The organism is Nonomuraea sp. NPDC049152 (genome assembly GCF_040648355.1).
In the GTDB taxonomy this organism is placed as follows: domain Bacteria; phylum Actinomycetota; class Actinomycetes; order Streptosporangiales; family Streptosporangiaceae; genus Nonomuraea.
Genome location: NZ_JBEZDO010000013.1, coordinates 152018 through 167423, shown reverse-complemented (window position 1 = coordinate 167423; position 15406 = coordinate 152018). Strand labels below are relative to the sequence as shown.

The following is a 15406-nucleotide window of genomic DNA, read 5'->3' as shown; positions in this document are numbered from 1 at the left end:
GTGATTGGTTGCATATCAGTAGATATATGGCGCGCTTCTCGGAAATAGGTGGAATCTTTCGAGATCCAGCAATCGATGGCTATTGCTATTCGTATATGCGGCACGCTGGAGGACACCGCCGACCGAGGGGCCCGCAATGGCATTTCGAACCTGGAGCCGTGCCCTTGCCATCGCCGCAGTCACCGTGCGCAGGGGCTGCGCCGCTCTGCCTGCGCTCGCCCTGAGCGGCTCGGGAGCCCGTCGCGCGGTGTTCAGGAAGCACCTGCGCACGATGCTGACCGATCTGGGGCCCAGCTTCGTCAAGGGCGCGCAGTTGCTCAGTACCCGGCAGGATCTTCTGCCGCGAGAGATCTGCGAGGCGCTCGGCCGGCTCCACGACCAGGTGGCGCCGATGAGCGCGCAGGATGCCGAGGCGGCGGTGCGGTCGGCCTACGCGGGCCGCCCCTGGCCCTTCGCCGACTTCGACTGGGAACCGGTCGCCAGCGGCAGCATCGCGTGCGTCTATCGGGCCGTGCTGGCCGACGGGCGGCAGGTCGCCGTCAAGGTGCGCAGGGTGGGGATCGGTCCGCGCATGCGCGCCGACTTCGCCCTGGCCGAATCGGGCGCCCGCCTCATGGAACGCCTGCCCGGTATGCGCGGCCTGCCCGCGGGCGAGATCGTACGGCAGTGCCGGGACGCCGTGCTGGCCCAGCTCGACTTCGAGGCCGAGGCCGAAGCGCTCGACTCGCTGCGCCGGAACCTCGGGGACCTGACCTACCTGCGTGTACCCGAGCCCGTGCGGGAAGCGGGAGCCGAGGGCGTGCTGGTCATGGAGTACCTGCCTGACCTGCGGCGGATCCGGCCGGAAGAGCTGCCGGCCGAGGTGGCCGAGCTGGTGGTCAAGCGGGTGCTGCGGTGTGCCTACCGCATGCTCTTCGTCCACGGCCTGGTGCACTGTGACCTGCATCCCGGCAACCTGTACATCGCGCAGGACGGCGGCATCGTCATCCTCGACGCGGGCTTCGTGGTCCGGCTGGAGCCGAGGGTTCGCCGCCTGTTCGCCGAGTTCTTCCTCAACATGGCGCGAGGCAACGGCCCCTACTGCGCCGACATCGTCATCCGCAGCGCCAGGAGCATCGGCGAGCACGCCGATCTGGACGCCTTCCGCGAGGGCATCGGGGCGCTGGTCGCGAGTGCGGCCAGCCTCTCGGCCCGCGACTTCCGCCTGGCGCCCTTCGCCGCCAAGCTCTTCGACCTGCAGCGCCGCAGCGGCCTGTACGCCGCCCCCGAGTTCGTCTTCCCGCTGCTGTCCCTGCTGGTGCTGGAAGGAATGATCAACGAGTTCCACGCGGACGTGGACTTCCAGAACGAGGCCAAGCCGGTGCTGTTCAAGGCGCTGCTGACCGGCGTGCCGATACAGCGCAAGGCGAGCTGACCGGCTCCCGCCCTCGCCGCGGGAGCCGGTCAGCTCCCCGGCTCGGCGACCGCCAGGACCAGGCCGCCCCGCACCCGCCCGATGCTCCGCACCTCGAAACCCGCCTGCGTCAGCAGGTGTCGCAGCTCCTCCGGGGCGCGGTGCGCGGGCAGCTCGCCGCCGATCAGGCGCAGGAGCGGGCGGGCCCAGCGCGGCGGCGGCCGATGCTCGGCCAGCACGAGGCGGCCGGTACGGCGCAGCACACGGGAGATCTCCCGCAACCCGGCGGGCTGGTCCTGCCAGTGGCCGAACGCCGTGGTGCTGAGCACCAGGTCGAAGCTGTCGTTCGGAAACGGCAGCCGCTCGGCGCCGCTCACGTGGAGCCGTGCCCCCGGCAGCTTCTCACCCGCAACGCGAATCATCTCGCTCGCCGGATCCACGCCGTGCAGCAGCGCCAGCGGCCACCGGCCGGCGGCCATGGCCAGAAGCCGTCCGGTGCCGCAGCCCACGTCCAGCACCATTTCGGGGGACAGGTCCGCCGCCGCCGCGAGCACGTCGGGGTCGGCGCGGCGGCAGCCGAACTGACCAGGACTGCTGTCGTAGCGGCGGGCCATGCGGTTGAACTGGGCCACTGAGCCGGTGTCACGCATCGCTAGCTCCGGTGGGCTGCGGCCTGCGGATCAGGCGCGAGAGGAGGGAGGGTAGACAGGCCAGCAGGGCCACGCCCATCATGGCGAAGGCGGAGATGAGGATCGTGGGCTGCGGCCCGAGCCGCTGCACCATGGCGCCGCCCAGGGCCGCGCCGATCGGCTCGGCCACCAGGATCATGCTCGACCAGGCGGTTCCCGCGGCCACCATCGCGGCGGCGGGAACGGACTGCTGGAGCAGGGTGATGGACAGAGCGGGGTAGGGCGCGAAGACGAAGCCGCTGATGGCGAAGCCGATGAGGGCGGGCAGCAGCATGGCCGCCAGCCCCAGCGGCAGCACCGCGGCGCCGCAGCCGAAGGCGATGGCGATGGTGGCCGGCCACAGCGGGATCCTGCGCAGGGCGCCGCCCAGGATCGCTCCCACGAGGCCGCCCACGCCGTACAGCGTCCAGAACAGGCCGAGCGTGCTCGCCGAACCACCCAGGATGTCGGCCACATAGACCGGCAGGGCGACGTCGACGGGGGTGGCGATGACAGCCACCACGAAGGTCATCACGATCAGCGTGGCCACCCGTACGTTGCCGAACAGGGCGCGCAACCCGGGGAGCATGCTGCCCAGCCCGTCGGCCTCCTCCGCCGGAGGCCTGCCGAGCCTGGGGAAGCCCACCAGCGAGGCGGCCAGCACGAGGAAGCACAGCCCGTTGGCGGCCAGCACCGCGTCCGGGCCGACCAGCGTGGCGAGCAGACCGGCCACGGCCGGGCCCAGGATCAGGCTGAGCTGGCTGCCCGAGTACAGCAGGGAGTTGGCCGCGCGCCGGTCGTCCTCCTCGTCCACGAGCTCGGCGACGACCGCGGTCCTCGCCCCCATGCCCCAGGTGTGGAAGAGGGAGGAGACAGCGAGGATGCCGATGTAGCCGAAGGCCGACAGGGCCTCGAACCGGTGCAACACCATGACGGACGACAGCAGTACGGTGCGCAGCAGCGCGTCGGTGATCAGCAGCGTGCGGCTGTCGAGGCGGGCACACCACCGGCCCAGCAGGAGCCCGGACAACGCCCCGGGTAGCACGTAGGCGGCCAGGGCCAGCCCCACGACCTGGCCGCGCTGATCGGCGGGGGCGAGTTGCAAGGCCAGCCAGGTCAGCGCCACGCCGCCCATGCCGTCGCCGAATCTGGAGATCAGCAGGCCTGGCAGCAACCGCATGAACCGGCGGTTGCGCAGGACCGGGCGGTAGCCGGGCGGGACGGGGCTCCAGCGGCGGCCGGTCGTACCGGTGTCCACACTTCCTCCTCGCACACACTGTGAGGCGGGGTCGCCACGCGCCCCCGCCTCGAATCGAGTCGGACCTCACACCTCGGCGATGGAGCCGATCCTGCCGGTCCGGGCGAACTCGGCGGCCTGCTCCTTGACCGCCAGGAAGTCCTCCTTGCGGGCGGCGTAGTCGCCGGTGACGTACTGGCCGACGATCTTCCTGGTGGCCAGCATGTACATCACGGGCTCGGAGTCCGGGTTGTCCTTGTCGTACATGCCGACGCGGTCGCCGGGGGCCATCTCGCCGATGGCGCCGATCGGGGGCAGGGCGCCGAAGACGCCCTCGATCACGACGGGCTCCTTGTTGATCAGCGTCTTGCCCTGGTCCAGCAGCTCCAGCTGGAAGTAGACGTTGAAGTAGCCCTTGAACCGGCTGTCGAACTTGTTGACCGCGAAGGTGGTCTCCTCGCCCATGGTGGGGATCTGCGGGTTGAGGCTGAAGACGAAGTCGCCGAGGTGCTCGCTGCGGCCGGGCAGGTGCATCTGGATGATCTGCGTGACGATCGCGTTCGGGTTCTGCCGCTCGGGGTTGCTGCGGGTCACGCAGAACCAGCCGTCAGCCTCGATGGTCTCTTGCCCGCCCGCCAGCTCGATGACGGCGTCGGTCCAGAGCCGGAGGTAGTCGGTGCCGGCGGGGGGGAAGTAGTTCAGGGTCATGCTCTGCTCCTGTGGTTGGCCGTGGTGCTTTCGCTTTAGATTTATCTAGCGAATAGAGGGCGTCAAGAGGGAGGCTTCCTCTACATTGGCCACATATATGTAATTGTCTCGCTACATGAAAAGTTATCTGTCAATGCGGCTCCGGTAGAGTACGGCCGTCACCGGCGCGAGGGCCGCGACGATGGCCAGCGACCACGCCACGGTCGCCCACAGAGCACCGCCCACCGGCCGGTCCAGCAGCAGCGCGCGAGTCGCGTCGATGGCCGCGGTGACGGGCTGGTGGGCGGCGAAGGCGCGCAGGGGGCCCGGCAGGGTCTCGATGGGCACGAAGGCGCTGCTCAGCATCGTCAGGGGGAACAGCAGGCCGAGCCCGATGGTCTCGGTGGCCTCCACACTCCTCAGGATCAGCGCGAGCGTCAGCGTCACCCAGGCCATGGCCACGCCGTACGACCACAGCAGGATCAGCACCAGCAGCGCCTGCGACGGGCTCGCGGCGGGCCGGAAGCCCACCGCCACCCCGACGAGGGCCATCACGAGTACCACCACCGTGCTCCGGAGCAGTCCCGCCAGCGCGTGCGAGGCCACCACGGAGACCCTGCAGATCGGCAGTGACCGGAACCGGTCCATCAGCCCCAGCCGCAGATCCTGGGCCAGGCCCGCGCCGATGGTGATCGAGCCCAGCGTGACGGTCTGCACCAGGATGCCCGGCACCATGAAGTCGGGATAGGCCAGGTCCGTGCTGAGACCGACGGCTCCGCCGAAGACATAGCGGAACAGCAGCACCAGCACCACGGGCTCGACGATCGAGAACACCAGCAGCTCGGGGCGCCGCCGCAGGTGAATGAGGTTGCGGCGGACCAGCGAGGCCACCTCGACCGCGACCGCGGTCACCGCCGGTGTCCGTTCGCGGTGGGCTCGGCGCCGGTGAAGGCGAAGAACACGTCGTCGAGCGTGAGCCTGCGCAGCCGTACATCCGTCACGTCCACCCCCGCCTCGTCCAGCCCGCGCACCGCTCGGGAGAGCACGCCAGGCCGGTCGTCGGTGAGCACGCTCACGGTCAGGGCGGCCTCGTCCACCTCGGGACGGCCGCCGAGCAGCGTCTCGAGCTCGGCCGCCGCCACGCGGAGACCGGCCGGATGGGCCAGAGTGACCTCGATGCGCTCGCCGCCGATCCTGGCCTTCAGCTCGTCCGGCGTGCCCTCGGCGACCGCGCGGCCCTGGTCCACCACGTAGATGCGGTCCGCGAGCTGGTCGCCCTCCTCCAGGTACTGCGTGGTCAGCAGGATCGTGGAGCCCGCCCGCGCCCTGGCGCGGATCAACTCCCACAGCGTCCTGCGGCTGCGTGGGTCCAGACCCGTCGTCGGTTCGTCGACGAAGAGTACGGGCGGCGCCGCGACCAGCGCGGCCGCCAGATCCACCCGCCTGCGCAGGCCGCCGGAGTAGGTCCGTACAGGACGCGAAGCGACCGAACCGAGATCGAACGCCTCGATGAGGTCGGCGACCCTGCTCCGCGCGGGGCCGCGGGCCAGCCGGTTCAACCGCGCGAAGAGCCAGAGGTTCTCCGTCGCGGTGAGGTGCTCGTCGACCGCGGCGTCCTGGCCGGTCAGGCCGATCAGCGCGCGGACCCGGTCGGCGGCCTCGACCACATCCTGACCGCACACCCGCGCCCGGCCGCCGTCCGGCCTGGTCAGGGTGGACAGGACGCGGATCACGGTGGTCTTGCCGGCGCCGTTGGGGCCCATCAAGCAGACCACCGTCCCGCGTGCCGCGCGCATGGTCAGTCCCCGCAGCGCGGCGGTGCGCCCGTAGGACTTGACGAGGCCCTCGACCGCTATCGCGGAGGCTTCCGGTCGCATGCTCCGGATTAAAGCCTTTCGCCCCCTATTCCGCTAAAGAATCTGTTAGCGGATGAAAGGTTACGCATCTCCGCCCAAAGGCGTACGGCTGGGCATGGCCATTCGGGTAGGTTCAAGAATATGTAGTGCCTTTGTTAGAGTCCGAATTGCCGATGGGTACGCACGAACCGGCCGACAAAGGGTGGGATCACATGCGGTCCACGCACAAGGACATCGACGTCGTACTTGTTCGGTGGCCCGCCGAGGAGAGCCGCCGCGAGTACTTCCGAAGCCTGGGCGTGCCGCGGCTGCTGATCGTCGAAGGCGGCTCAAAGCCGCCGTTCTGCGGTGACGTCAAGGAGGACTGGGTCCGCCCGCCCATCAGCCGCGACGATCTCGAGGCGCGGGTCGCCACCTTGCGGGCGCGCGTGCGGGTCGACCGGGTGCCGGAGATCGACCCCATCGGGGTGATCAGATACGCCTCCCGGTCCGCGGCGATCTCCCCGACGGAGGCTGACCTCCTCCAGTGCCTGGTCAACTGCTTCGGAGACGTGGTGCGACGCGAAGAACTCGAACAGTGCCTGCCGGAGCGGTCGGGCAGGTCGCTGCGCAACGCGCTCGACCTGCACATCATGCGGATCCGCAGGCGCATCCAGCCCCTCGGCCTGGTGATCCGGACCGTCTGGGGGCTGGGCTACCAGCTTGAGCTCCACGAAGCCTGACCGGAGGGCCGAAGTGACCGTGAGCGGGAAGAGCGCCGCGCCTGCGCCGCGCACGGCCACGCTGTGGCCCGTCAGGGAGCGGCGTGACCTCGCCGTCAGGCGCCTGCTGGCCGAGGCGGAGCGCTTCATCAGTCTCTACCATCACGAACAGCTGGGCGGCCATGGCCTGGCCGGGCGGCTGGCGCAGGTGCGCGCGCAGATCGAGGACTCGGGCACCTACTGGCACACCCAGGCCGAGCTCACCTTCGGCGCGCGGGTGGCCTGGCGCAACTCCGCCCGCTGCATAGGGCGGCTCTACTGGCGCAGTCTCAAGGTGCTCGACCGGCGCCTGGCCGGCGACGCCGAAGGAGTCGCGGCCGGATGCCTGCAACACCTGGACTCCGCGACCAACGGCGGCCGGATCCGCCCGGTCATCACGGTGTTCGCGCCCGACCAGCCCGGCCGTCCCGGGCCTCGCATCCGCAACGACCAGCTCATCAGGTATGCCGGATACCGCACGCCCTCAGGGGTCGTCGGCGACCCGCACAACGTCGGGCTGACCGCGGCCTCGGCGGCGCTGGGCTGGCGGCCGCCCGAACCGCGAGGCCCCTTCGACCTGCTGCCCCTGATCATTCATTCGTCCGGCCGCGACCCGCTCCTGGTGGAGCTGCCACCCGAGGCCGTGCTCGAGGTGCCCATCGCGCACCCGGAAGAGCCCGCCTTCGCCGGCCTCGGCCTGCGCTGGCACGCCGTACCCGCGATCAGCAACATGGTGCTGCGCATCGGCGGCGTCGACTACCCCGCCGCCCCCTTCAACGGCTGGTACATGGGCACCGAGATCGGCGCACGCAACCTCGCCGACCGCGACAGGTACGACGTGCTGCCCGCCGTGGCCGAGCTCTTCGGCCTGGACACCTCGGCCGAACACCACCTGTGGAGGGACCGCGCGCTGGTCGAGGTCAATCGCGCGGTGCTGCACTCCTTCCACCGGGCGGGGGTGACCATCACCGACCACCACACCGAATCGGAGCGTTTCATCAACCATCTGAACCGTGAGGAGCGGGCCGGCCGCAGGTGCCCGGCGGACTGGAGCTGGATCGTCCCGCCGATGTCGGGCTCGCAGACCCCGGTGTTCCACCGCTACTACGACACCGGCCACCTGCTGCCCAACTTCCTCCCCTCCGAGATCCGCACCGGCGCCGGCCATCTGGTCTCCGACGGATCGGCCCTGGTCTTCTCGCAATCCTTCGACCCTTGGGAGCCATGAGATGAGCGCACGAAGAGCCGACGTCATCGTCGTCGGCAACGGTGTGATCGGCATGTCCATCGCCTACGAACTGGCCAGGCGAGCCCCCGGCACCAGCGTCCTGGTCGTGGGCCCCGCACAGCGGGCGGGCGCCGCGTCCGTCGCCGCGGGCGCCATGCTCAACTGCTTCGGCGAGGTGACGAAGTACACCCTGCTCTCGCCCGCCGGGCAGGCCAAGTTCCAGCTCTGCAAGGACGCCCTGGACGCCTGGCCCGACTGGCGGGCCGGGCTGGCGGAGGCGTCAGGGAACGGCGATCTCGGCGGCGGCGCGCCCACCGGCACCACGGTGTTGCTGAACGCGAAGTCCGGGCACCTCGACGACGAGAACTTCGCCGCCCTGCTGAGCGCTGCGGCCAAGTTCGACGAGCCGCACGAGGAGATCGACCCCCAGGACGTGGTGGGTCTGCGGCCAGTGGCGGAGGCCAGGCCGCTGCGTGCCGTACACCTGCCCAGAGAGGGTGCCATCGACGCCCGCGAGGTGCTCGCGGCGCTCGAGCGGGCGCTGTCGGAGCTGACCGTCGGCACGGTCGACGCCCAGATCACCGGGGTCGAGACGAGCGGCGGGCGGGTCACCGGTGTGCGGCTGGCCGGGGGCGAGGTGCTGGCCGGTGACAGCGTCGTGCTGGCCGCGGGCGCGTTCAGCCGACCCCTCCTCGACATCCTGCCGCCCGGCAGCGTGCCGCCCGTGCTGTGCGGCAAGGGCATCGCCGTGGAGACGGTACGGCAGGCGCACCCCGGCTTCCAGCACGTGGTCCGTACGCCCAACCGTTCGGGCTCCTGCGGCCTGCACCTGGTCCCGCAGGGCGACGGCGTGGAGTACATCGGCGCCACCAATCTGGTCTACAGCGCGCCCGCCTACGTCCAGGACGTCGGCATGAGCGAGTTCCTCGTCCAGGTCGCCCGCGAGCAGCTCGACCAGCGGCTGTTCTTCTCCGACGTGCGCCGCTGGCTGGTCGGCAACCGGCCGGTGGCGGTCGACGGTTACCCCCTGATCGGACGCGCCTCCGCGGCAGGGCTCACGGTGGTCGCCGGCACCTACAGGGACGGCTTCCACTGCTCTCCCGAGATCGCCCGGCTCGTGGTCGACGACCTGCTGGGCGGCGCGAGCCTGGCCGAGACGCTGCCGCACTTCACGCCCGAGCGGCGGCCGATCGAGTCGCTGACCGTCGAGGAGGCGGTGAAGGAGTTCGCTTTCCACGGCGTGTCCGCGGCCATCGAGGCAGGGCTGAGGCTCCCGTCCCACACCGACACCTCCCTGTTCGAAGACCACTACCAGGCGGCGGCCAGGAGTTTCTACGACGGATTGGCGCACCCGGTCGGGCTGGCGCCGGAGATCATCCTGGCGATCATGAGCGACCCCGACGCCAAGAAGCTGGTCACCGACTACCTCGTCGCCTCGCACCGCCACTACGGAGGCGTGTCATGATCCCCGGACGTGTCGACTGGTTCGAGCTGCGCACCCCCGACCTCGAAGCGGCCACCGCCTTCTTCGGCGTGCTGCTCGGCTGGAACTTCAAACCGTTCGAGTCGTTCGGCGTGACCGTGTGGAACGGCGCCGACGAGATCGGAATGATGACCGCGACGGACTCGGCGCCCGGCGGCCCGCCCGGCACCCTCGTCTACGCCTACGTGGACGACCTGCGTGCCTCCGTCGACCTGGCCGTCCGGCTCGGCGCGCGGGTGGACGTCCCGCCCACCTTCATCGATGACGAATCGGGTGCCTTCGCCTGCCTCACCGAACCCACGGGGCTGGCCTTCGGGCTGTGGGCGGGGGCGCTGTGACGCACGCGAACCTCGTCGCCGTCGTCGCGGGCGCCACCCGGGGAGCCGGCCGCGGCATCGCGGTCAGCCTCGGCGCCCTGGGCGCCACCGTCTACGCGGCGGGCCGGTCCACCCGCGACCGGCCCTCCACCATGAAACGGCCCGAGACCATCGAGGAGACCGCCGAGCTCGTCGAGGCGGCCGGCGGGCGCGGCATCCCCGTGCGCTGCGACTTCACCGAGCCCACCGACGTGGACGCGCTCCGCGAGCGGCTGGAGTCCGAGGCGGCGGGCAGGCTCGACGTCCTGGTCAACGACGTGTGGGGCGGCGACCCGCTCGTGGAGTGGGGCAAGCCGTTCTGGGAGCACGACCTGGCGAACGCCCTGACCGCCTGGCGCAACGGCATCCAGAGTCACCTGGTCTCCCTGCACCGCCTGGTTCCGCTGATGGTACGGCGGGGCAGCGGGCTCGTGGTGGAGATCACCGACGGCGACGGCGACGACTTCTACGGCTCGCTCTTCTACGACGTGGTCAAGGCCGGGGTGCGGCGACTCGGCCGGGTGCTCGGCGAGGATCTCGGCAAGCACGGCCTCACCGCCGTCGCGCTCACCCCCGGCTTCCTCCGCTCGGAGGCCATGCTGGAGGGCTTCGGCGTCACCGAGGAGAACTGGCGCGACGCCGTCGCCAAGGATCGCCACTTCGCGCTGGCCGAGTCGCCCCACTACGTGGGCAGGGCGGTGGCGGCCCTCGCCACGGACCCGGACGTGGCCAGGTGGAACGGCCGCGTGCTGTCCTCATGGCAGCTGGCCGGCGAGTACGGCTTCACCGACCTCGACGGGTCCCGGCCCGACTGGGGCCGCTACCGCAAGGTCGCGTTCGGCCCATCGCAAGGACAGATCAATCCGGAGGACTACAGATGACCTCAAAGCAATCGACGAGCCGCGGTCCGGGCATCCTGCTCGCCGTGCTCTGCCTGGCCCAGTTCATGCTGATCCTCGACGTGGCCGTGGTGGCCGTGGCACTGCCCACGATCCAGCCCGACCTCGGGATCAGCCCGGCCGACATCCAGTGGGTCGGGACCGCCTACGCGCTGGCGTTCGGCGGCTTCCTGGTCACGGCGGGCCGGATGGCCGACCTGTTCGGCGCCCGCAAGCTGATGGTGGTCGGCCTGATCGTCTTCGCGGTCGCCTCCCTGGGCTGCGGGCTGGCCGAGACCGGCTGGATGCTGTTCGCCTCGCGCGGCCTGCAGGGCCTGGGCGCCGCCCTCGTCTCGCCCGCCGCGCTCTCGCTCGTCACCACCAGCTTCGGCGAAGGCGAGGGCAGGGCCAAGGCCCTGGGCGTCTGGGGGGCCGTCTCCGCCGGTGGCGCGGTGGCGGGCCAGCTGCTCGGTGGCGTGCTGATCGGCCTGGCCGGCTGGGAGTGGATCTTCTTCGTCAACCTCCCGATCGCCGCCCTGGTCCTGCTGGCCGTCCTGCTCGGCGTCTCCGCCGCTCCTGGCCGGGCCTCAGGGCGGCCCGACGTCGTCGGCGCCGCGCTGCTCACCGGCGCCTTCGTGCTCGTGGTCACCGGCGCCTCCCAGGCCGCGAAGCAAGGGCCTTCCGCCCCCGTGGCGTTGCTCGGGCTGGGCGCGGTGGTGCTGATCGGGGCGTTCTGGGTGACCGAACGGAGAGTTCAGGACCCGATCGTTCCCCTCGCGCTCTTCCGTAACCGACATGTCACCCTCGGCAACGTGATCTGCTTCGCCTCCTCCGCCACCGTCATGGCCACCGTATTCCTGGCCGCGCTGGTGATGCAGCAGGTGCTCGGCGCGAGCGCACTGCAGGCGGGGCTCAGCTTCGCCCCGGTGTCCGCCGTCATCACCGTCGTGGCGCTCAAGTCCGGGGCGGCTGTCGAGCGCTTCGGCGTCAGGAACGTGCTGCTCGCCTCCGCACTCCTGATCGCCGCGGGCTCGCTGCTGCTGGCCACCGTCCCTGCTGAGGGCAGCTTCCTGCTGCACGTCGTGCCAGGACTGCTCGTCTCCGGCATCGGTGGCGGGCTGGGCTTCGCCCCCGGCATGCTCGTGGCCACCACCGGCGTCGCCGACCACCAGCAGGGGCTCGCCTCAGGGCTGCTCTCGACCTCCCAGCAGCTGGGTGGGGTGTTCGGGCTGGCCGCGCTCAACCTCGTCGCCGTCCAGGCCGCCTCCGCCGCCGGCGGGGCCGCCGACGCCGCGGTGGCCGGATACCGGGCCGGCTTCCTGGCCGCGCTGGTGTTCCCCGCCGTTGTCGCGGTCTGCTCACTCGCTCTGCCCCGGCAGGCGCCCGCCGCGATGTCGGCCGACGAGTCTCCGGCTGCGCCTGACCCCGTTGGCTGACCCCGACGGCTGACGCCGCCCGCGTCGGCTGATGCCGGCGACGCCCGGCCGGGTCACCCCGGCCGGGCGTCGTGGTGTGTCGGGGCGATCGCCTCGACTCCTGAGTCATGCGCGGTGGCGCTCCGTCGAGGTCAGCGGGGTCAGGGGCGGACGACGAGAGCGCTGCCGCCGCCGAGGCGGGTGGGCTCGGCCACGGCCAGCACACGGTTGCCGTCGAGGAACTCCAGGGCGGTGGCGGCACCGAGCGGCCAGGGGGCCCAGGGGGGCGGTTCGAAGGCATGGCCACGAGCAGTCAACGCGGAGCCGTACTCCTCGATGAAGCCGGGTTCGGCGAGGGTGACGGGCAGATTGAGCTGGCCGGCCCGGGGAGCGGCCACTGCCTCGGGCAGGGGCATCCCGAAGTCGACCCGGTTGAGCAGGATCTGGATCACGGTCGTGATGATGGGCGTGCCGCCCGGTGACCCCAGCGCGAACAGCGGCCGGCCGTCACGGAGCACGATGGTCGGCGCGATGGAGGAGCGCGGACGCTTCCCGGGCCCGGCCAGGTTCGGCCCGCCGGCCGAAGGGTCGAAGGTGAATCCGGACAGCTGGCTGTTGAGCAGGAAGCCACGTCCGGGGACGACGAGTCCGCTGCCGCCGATCTCCCCGAGGGAGATGGTGTAGGAAGCCACGTTGCCCCAGCGGTCGGAGACGACCAGGTGGGTGGTGTGCCCCCCTTCGGCGGACGGGGAGGCGGACGAAGCCGTGCCGGGAGCCTGGCACGGCTGGTAGGAGCCGTCAGGCGAGCCGGGTGCGACCGGGTACGGCATCGCGGCCGGGCCGACGAGGCAGGCGCGTTCGCGTGCGTAGCCGGGGGAGAGCAGCTCGGATACGGGCACGTCGGCGAAGTCAGGGTCGCCGATGTAGCGCTCGCGGTCGGCGAAGGCCAGCCGGGAGGCCTCCAGGTAGCGGTGTAAGGCCTCGACCCGATCGGAAGGCGCGTCCATGGCCGACAGGATGGCGAGCACCTCGCCCACGGTGGTGCCGCCGGAGGAGGATGGCGGCATGCCGTACACCTCGAGGCCACGGAAGCGGGATCGGGTGGGGGAAGGCGACAGCGTGCGGTATCCGGCCAGGTCGCGGGCGGCCATCAGGCCGGGGCGGACCCGGCGGCCGCCGGAGGGTTCGACCGGCGGGTGCTTGACGGTCCGTACGATCTCCTGTGCGACGGGGCCGCGGTAGAACCAGGCGGCCCCGTGCCGCGCCAGTTCCTCGTAGGTACGGGCGAGGTCCGGGTTGCGGAAGACGGAGCCCACGGGTGGCGGCCGGCCGCCGGGCAGGAAGAGGTCCTTCGCGGAGCTGATGTCGGCGAAGCGGTCCTGGTTCAACGCGGTCTGGGCGTTGAACTCGGCGTCGACGAGGAAGCCGGAGCGCGCGACGCGGATGGCCGGGCGCAGCGCCTGCCGCAGCGGGATGGTGCCGAACGTGCGCAGGATCGTCGCCCACTGGTGCACCACGCTGGGGACGCCCACGTTCAGGCCGCTGGTGACGATCTCGTCCTCCGGGATGGGCGTGCCGTTCTCCATGAACGAGTCCTCGCGCATGGCGGCGGGGGCGCTCTCCCTGGCGTCCAAGCTGTGGATACGGCCGGTGCTGGCCTCGTAGTACATGAGGTAGCCGCCGCCACCGATGGAGGTCATGTGCGGTTCGGTGACGCCGAGCGTGGCGGCGGCGGCGACCGCGGCGTCGGCGGCGTTCCCGCCTCGCCGGAGGATCTCGATGGCGGTACGGCTGGCGTCGGGATCGACGGTGGCCACGGCGCCGCCGGTGCCCTCGGCGACGGGCTGCCTGTCGTCGGACGGCACCGCCTCGGCCGTGCCCTCCGCGGCCGCCCGCTCCTCTTCCGAGACGGCGGCGGCTCCGGGAAGGGGCGCGAGACAGGTGCCGACGATGAGGCAGAGCGCGGGGTGCAGGATCTTCCGCATGGCTCACGGCTCCCTGTCGGCGCCGAGCCCGATGCCCGCGTACACGCCGGGGCGGACGGCACGGACACGCAGCGCCCAGATCACGCCGGCGACGGCGGCGAGCGGGTAGATCGCGGGTAGGATCCATCGCCAGGGGGAGCCGGGGCCGACGGCGAGCACGGTGTCGAAGTTGCCCAGCCCGAAGGCGAGGACGGCGCCCAGCCCGCAGGCCGCCAGCCCGGGGGCGATCAGCCGCCGCCATAGGTTCTCGATGCCCGGCCGCCGGGCGAAGTAGACGATCACCGCGACGGAGGTGACGACGAGCAGGGTCAGGGTGCCGAACCCGCCGAAGCTGCCTACCGCGACGAAGAGTTGCCGGACGGGGTCGAGCCCGGCGACCGCCCACAGCACGATGACGACCAGCGCGGCCCCGCTCTGGGCCAGGGACCCGGCCACGGGCGCGCCGCTGTGCCGGGAGGTGCGCGCGAAGACGGCGGGCAGGGCGCGCTCGCGCCCGAGGGCGAAGACGTAGCGGGCGATGGCGTTGTGGAAGGCGATCAGCGAGGCGATCACGCTGGTCGACCAGACGATGTAGGCGATCGACGCCGCTGCCGCCCCGGCGTTCGCGCCGAGCAGGTTGAAGAACAGCGCGGAGCTCTCGCCCTGGGAGCGCGCGACGACCTGGCCGGTGCCGGTGGAGACCGCGGTGCTCCAGGCTGACAGTGCGTACAGGCCCGACAGGATGGCCAGGGCGAGGAAGGTGGCGACCGGGATGGTCCGCGCGGGGTTCTTGGACTCCTCGGTGAAGACCGCGGAGGACTCGAAACCCGCGAAGGAGGCGATGGCGAAGACGAACAGCGCCCCCACCCCCGGCACGAAGAGCTGCTGCGGGGCCAGCGGTGCGAGATCCAGGCCGCCGGAGGCCGGGTTGAGCAGATTGGCGGCGTTGAAGAGCAGAACGACGGTCAGCTCGCCGAGCAGCAGGACGGCCAGCACCCTGCTGTTGACGTCCACGCGCAGCATGCCGAGCACCGCGACCACGGCCCAGGCCACGAGCGCGACCGCCCACCAGGGCACGGTCACGCCGGACAGTTCGGCGACCAAGGGACTGGTGGCGGCGCCGACCAGCCCGTAGAGGCCGATCTGCAGGCCGTTGTAGGCGAACAGCGTCATCCAGGCCGCACCGACTCCCAGGGGCTTGCCCAGCCCGTGCGCGACGAAGGCGTAGAAGGCGCCCGCGTTCTTCACGCGCCGTGCCATCGCCAGATAGCCGAAGGAGAACAGCGCGAGCACCGCGCCCAGGAGCAGGAAGGCCAGGGGCAGGCCGGCCACGCCGGTGATGGCGTAGGCAGCCGGCACGCCCCCGGCGACCACGGTGAGCGCTGCCGTCGCCGAAATCACGAAGTAGAGCACCGCGGGGATGCCGAGGCGGTCGTTCGCCAGGCCCCGCGCGGCGGGCCGAGGTCTTGGTGGTCGGTCGGTGATCGTCATCGTGCGGCTC

Annotated in this window: 14 protein-coding genes; 7 read left to right on the top strand and 7 right to left on the bottom strand. The window is 71.3% G+C overall.

The window, feature by feature from the left end:
* Positions 1 to 136: 136 nt before the first annotated feature.
* Positions 137 to 1414, top strand: a complete 1278-nt coding sequence (locus tag AB0B45_RS24365) for an AarF/UbiB family protein (RefSeq protein WP_358134339.1) — start codon at positions 137 to 139, stop codon at positions 1412 to 1414.
* A gap of 29 nt (positions 1415 to 1443) precedes the next feature.
* Here the strand turns inward: AB0B45_RS24365 and AB0B45_RS24360 are convergent, their stop codons facing one another.
* The 5 genes from AB0B45_RS24360 to AB0B45_RS24340 form a co-directional block, all read right to left on the bottom strand.
* On the bottom strand, positions 1444 to 2043 hold the full coding sequence (locus tag AB0B45_RS24360; RefSeq protein WP_358134336.1) for a methyltransferase domain-containing protein: 600 nt from the start codon (positions 2041 to 2043) through the stop codon (positions 1444 to 1446).
* Entirely contained in the window at positions 2036 to 3319 is a 1284-nt protein-coding gene (locus tag AB0B45_RS24355; protein WP_358134333.1) for an MFS transporter, read from the bottom strand. Before AB0B45_RS24355 ends, AB0B45_RS24360 begins: the two co-directional genes overlap by 8 nt.
* A gap of 66 nt (positions 3320 to 3385) precedes the next feature.
* The gene (locus AB0B45_RS24350) at positions 3386 to 4006 is read right to left on the bottom strand and encodes a DUF6073 family protein (protein ID WP_358134330.1); all 621 of its coding nucleotides are present in this window, start codon (positions 4004 to 4006) and stop codon (positions 3386 to 3388) included.
* A 123-nt stretch (positions 4007 to 4129) separates the two neighbouring features.
* Positions 4130 to 4897 (bottom strand): ABC transporter permease, encoded by a 768-nt coding sequence (locus AB0B45_RS24345; RefSeq protein WP_358134327.1) that lies wholly within the window; start codon positions 4895 to 4897, stop codon positions 4130 to 4132.
* Positions 4894 to 5862: an ATP-binding cassette domain-containing protein gene (locus AB0B45_RS24340; RefSeq protein ID WP_358134325.1), complete on the bottom strand. Its 969-nt coding sequence runs from the start codon at positions 5860 to 5862 to the stop codon at positions 4894 to 4896. Before AB0B45_RS24340 ends, AB0B45_RS24345 begins: the two co-directional genes overlap by 4 nt.
* A gap of 191 nt (positions 5863 to 6053) precedes the next feature.
* Between AB0B45_RS24340 and AB0B45_RS24335 the strand changes: the two genes are divergently transcribed.
* Genes AB0B45_RS24335 through AB0B45_RS24310 form a run of 6 tightly spaced genes read left to right on the top strand, consistent with a single transcriptional unit; the run spans position 6054 to position 11962 of the window.
* Positions 6054 to 6563, top strand: coding sequence for a winged helix-turn-helix domain-containing protein (locus AB0B45_RS24335; protein WP_358134322.1), 510 nt, complete (start codon positions 6054 to 6056; stop codon positions 6561 to 6563).
* Between the two features lie 19 nt (positions 6564 to 6582).
* A complete protein-coding gene (locus AB0B45_RS24330; protein ID WP_358134319.1) occupies positions 6583 to 7809 on the top strand; it encodes a nitric oxide synthase oxygenase in 1227 nt (408 codons plus the stop codon).
* Between the two features lies 1 nt (position 7810).
* Positions 7811 to 9274: an FAD-dependent oxidoreductase gene (locus AB0B45_RS24325; RefSeq protein WP_358134317.1), complete on the top strand. Its 1464-nt coding sequence runs from the start codon at positions 7811 to 7813 to the stop codon at positions 9272 to 9274.
* A complete protein-coding gene (locus AB0B45_RS24320) occupies positions 9271 to 9630 on the top strand; it encodes a VOC family protein (protein WP_358134315.1) in 360 nt (119 codons plus the stop codon). Before AB0B45_RS24325 ends, AB0B45_RS24320 begins: the two co-directional genes overlap by 4 nt.
* Positions 9627 to 10529, top strand: a complete 903-nt coding sequence (locus AB0B45_RS24315) for an SDR family oxidoreductase (RefSeq protein ID WP_358134312.1) — start codon at positions 9627 to 9629, stop codon at positions 10527 to 10529. The genes AB0B45_RS24320 and AB0B45_RS24315 overlap by 4 nt, the downstream gene beginning before the upstream one ends.
* Entirely contained in the window at positions 10526 to 11962 is a 1437-nt protein-coding gene (locus AB0B45_RS24310; RefSeq protein WP_358134310.1) for an MFS transporter, read from the top strand. Before AB0B45_RS24315 ends, AB0B45_RS24310 begins: the two co-directional genes overlap by 4 nt.
* 140 nt (positions 11963 to 12102) lie before the next feature.
* Here AB0B45_RS24310 and ggt read toward each other — a convergent pair whose 3' ends face one another.
* Positions 12103 to 13926, bottom strand: a complete 1824-nt coding sequence (ggt, locus tag AB0B45_RS24305; RefSeq protein WP_358134308.1) for a gamma-glutamyltransferase — start codon at positions 13924 to 13926, stop codon at positions 12103 to 12105.
* Positions 13927 to 13929: 3 nt separating this feature from the next.
* The gene (locus AB0B45_RS24300; protein WP_358134305.1) at positions 13930 to 15396 is read right to left on the bottom strand and encodes an APC family permease; all 1467 of its coding nucleotides are present in this window, start codon (positions 15394 to 15396) and stop codon (positions 13930 to 13932) included.
* Between the last annotated feature and the right edge of the window lie 10 nt (positions 15397 to 15406).

What these genes read in the sequence shown, in the direction of transcription:
- AB0B45_RS24365 (WP_358134339.1), top strand. Translation starts at nt 137, where the DNA reads ATGGCATTTCGAACCTGGAGCCGTGCCCTTGCCATCGCCGCAGTCACC.
- AB0B45_RS24360 (WP_358134336.1), bottom strand. Translation starts at nt 2,043, where the DNA reads ATGCGTGACACCGGCTCAGTGGCCCAGTTCAACCGCATGGCCCGCCGC.
- AB0B45_RS24350 (WP_358134330.1), bottom strand. Translation starts at nt 4,006, where the DNA reads ATGACCCTGAACTACTTCCCCCCCGCCGGCACCGACTACCTCCGGCTC.
- AB0B45_RS24340 (WP_358134325.1), bottom strand. Translation starts at nt 5,862, where the DNA reads ATGCGACCGGAAGCCTCCGCGATAGCGGTCGAGGGCCTCGTCAAGTCC.
- AB0B45_RS24335 (WP_358134322.1), top strand. Translation starts at nt 6,054, where the DNA reads ATGCGGTCCACGCACAAGGACATCGACGTCGTACTTGTTCGGTGGCCC.
- AB0B45_RS24325 (WP_358134317.1), top strand. Translation starts at nt 7,811, where the DNA reads ATGAGCGCACGAAGAGCCGACGTCATCGTCGTCGGCAACGGTGTGATC.
- AB0B45_RS24320 (WP_358134315.1), top strand. Translation starts at nt 9,271, where the DNA reads ATGATCCCCGGACGTGTCGACTGGTTCGAGCTGCGCACCCCCGACCTC.
- AB0B45_RS24310 (WP_358134310.1), top strand. Translation starts at nt 10,526, where the DNA reads ATGACCTCAAAGCAATCGACGAGCCGCGGTCCGGGCATCCTGCTCGCC.
- ggt (WP_358134308.1), bottom strand. Translation starts at nt 13,926, where the DNA reads ATGCGGAAGATCCTGCACCCCGCGCTCTGCCTCATCGTCGGCACCTGT.
- AB0B45_RS24300 (WP_358134305.1), bottom strand. Translation starts at nt 15,396, where the DNA reads ATGACGATCACCGACCGACCACCAAGACCTCGGCCCGCCGCGCGGGGC.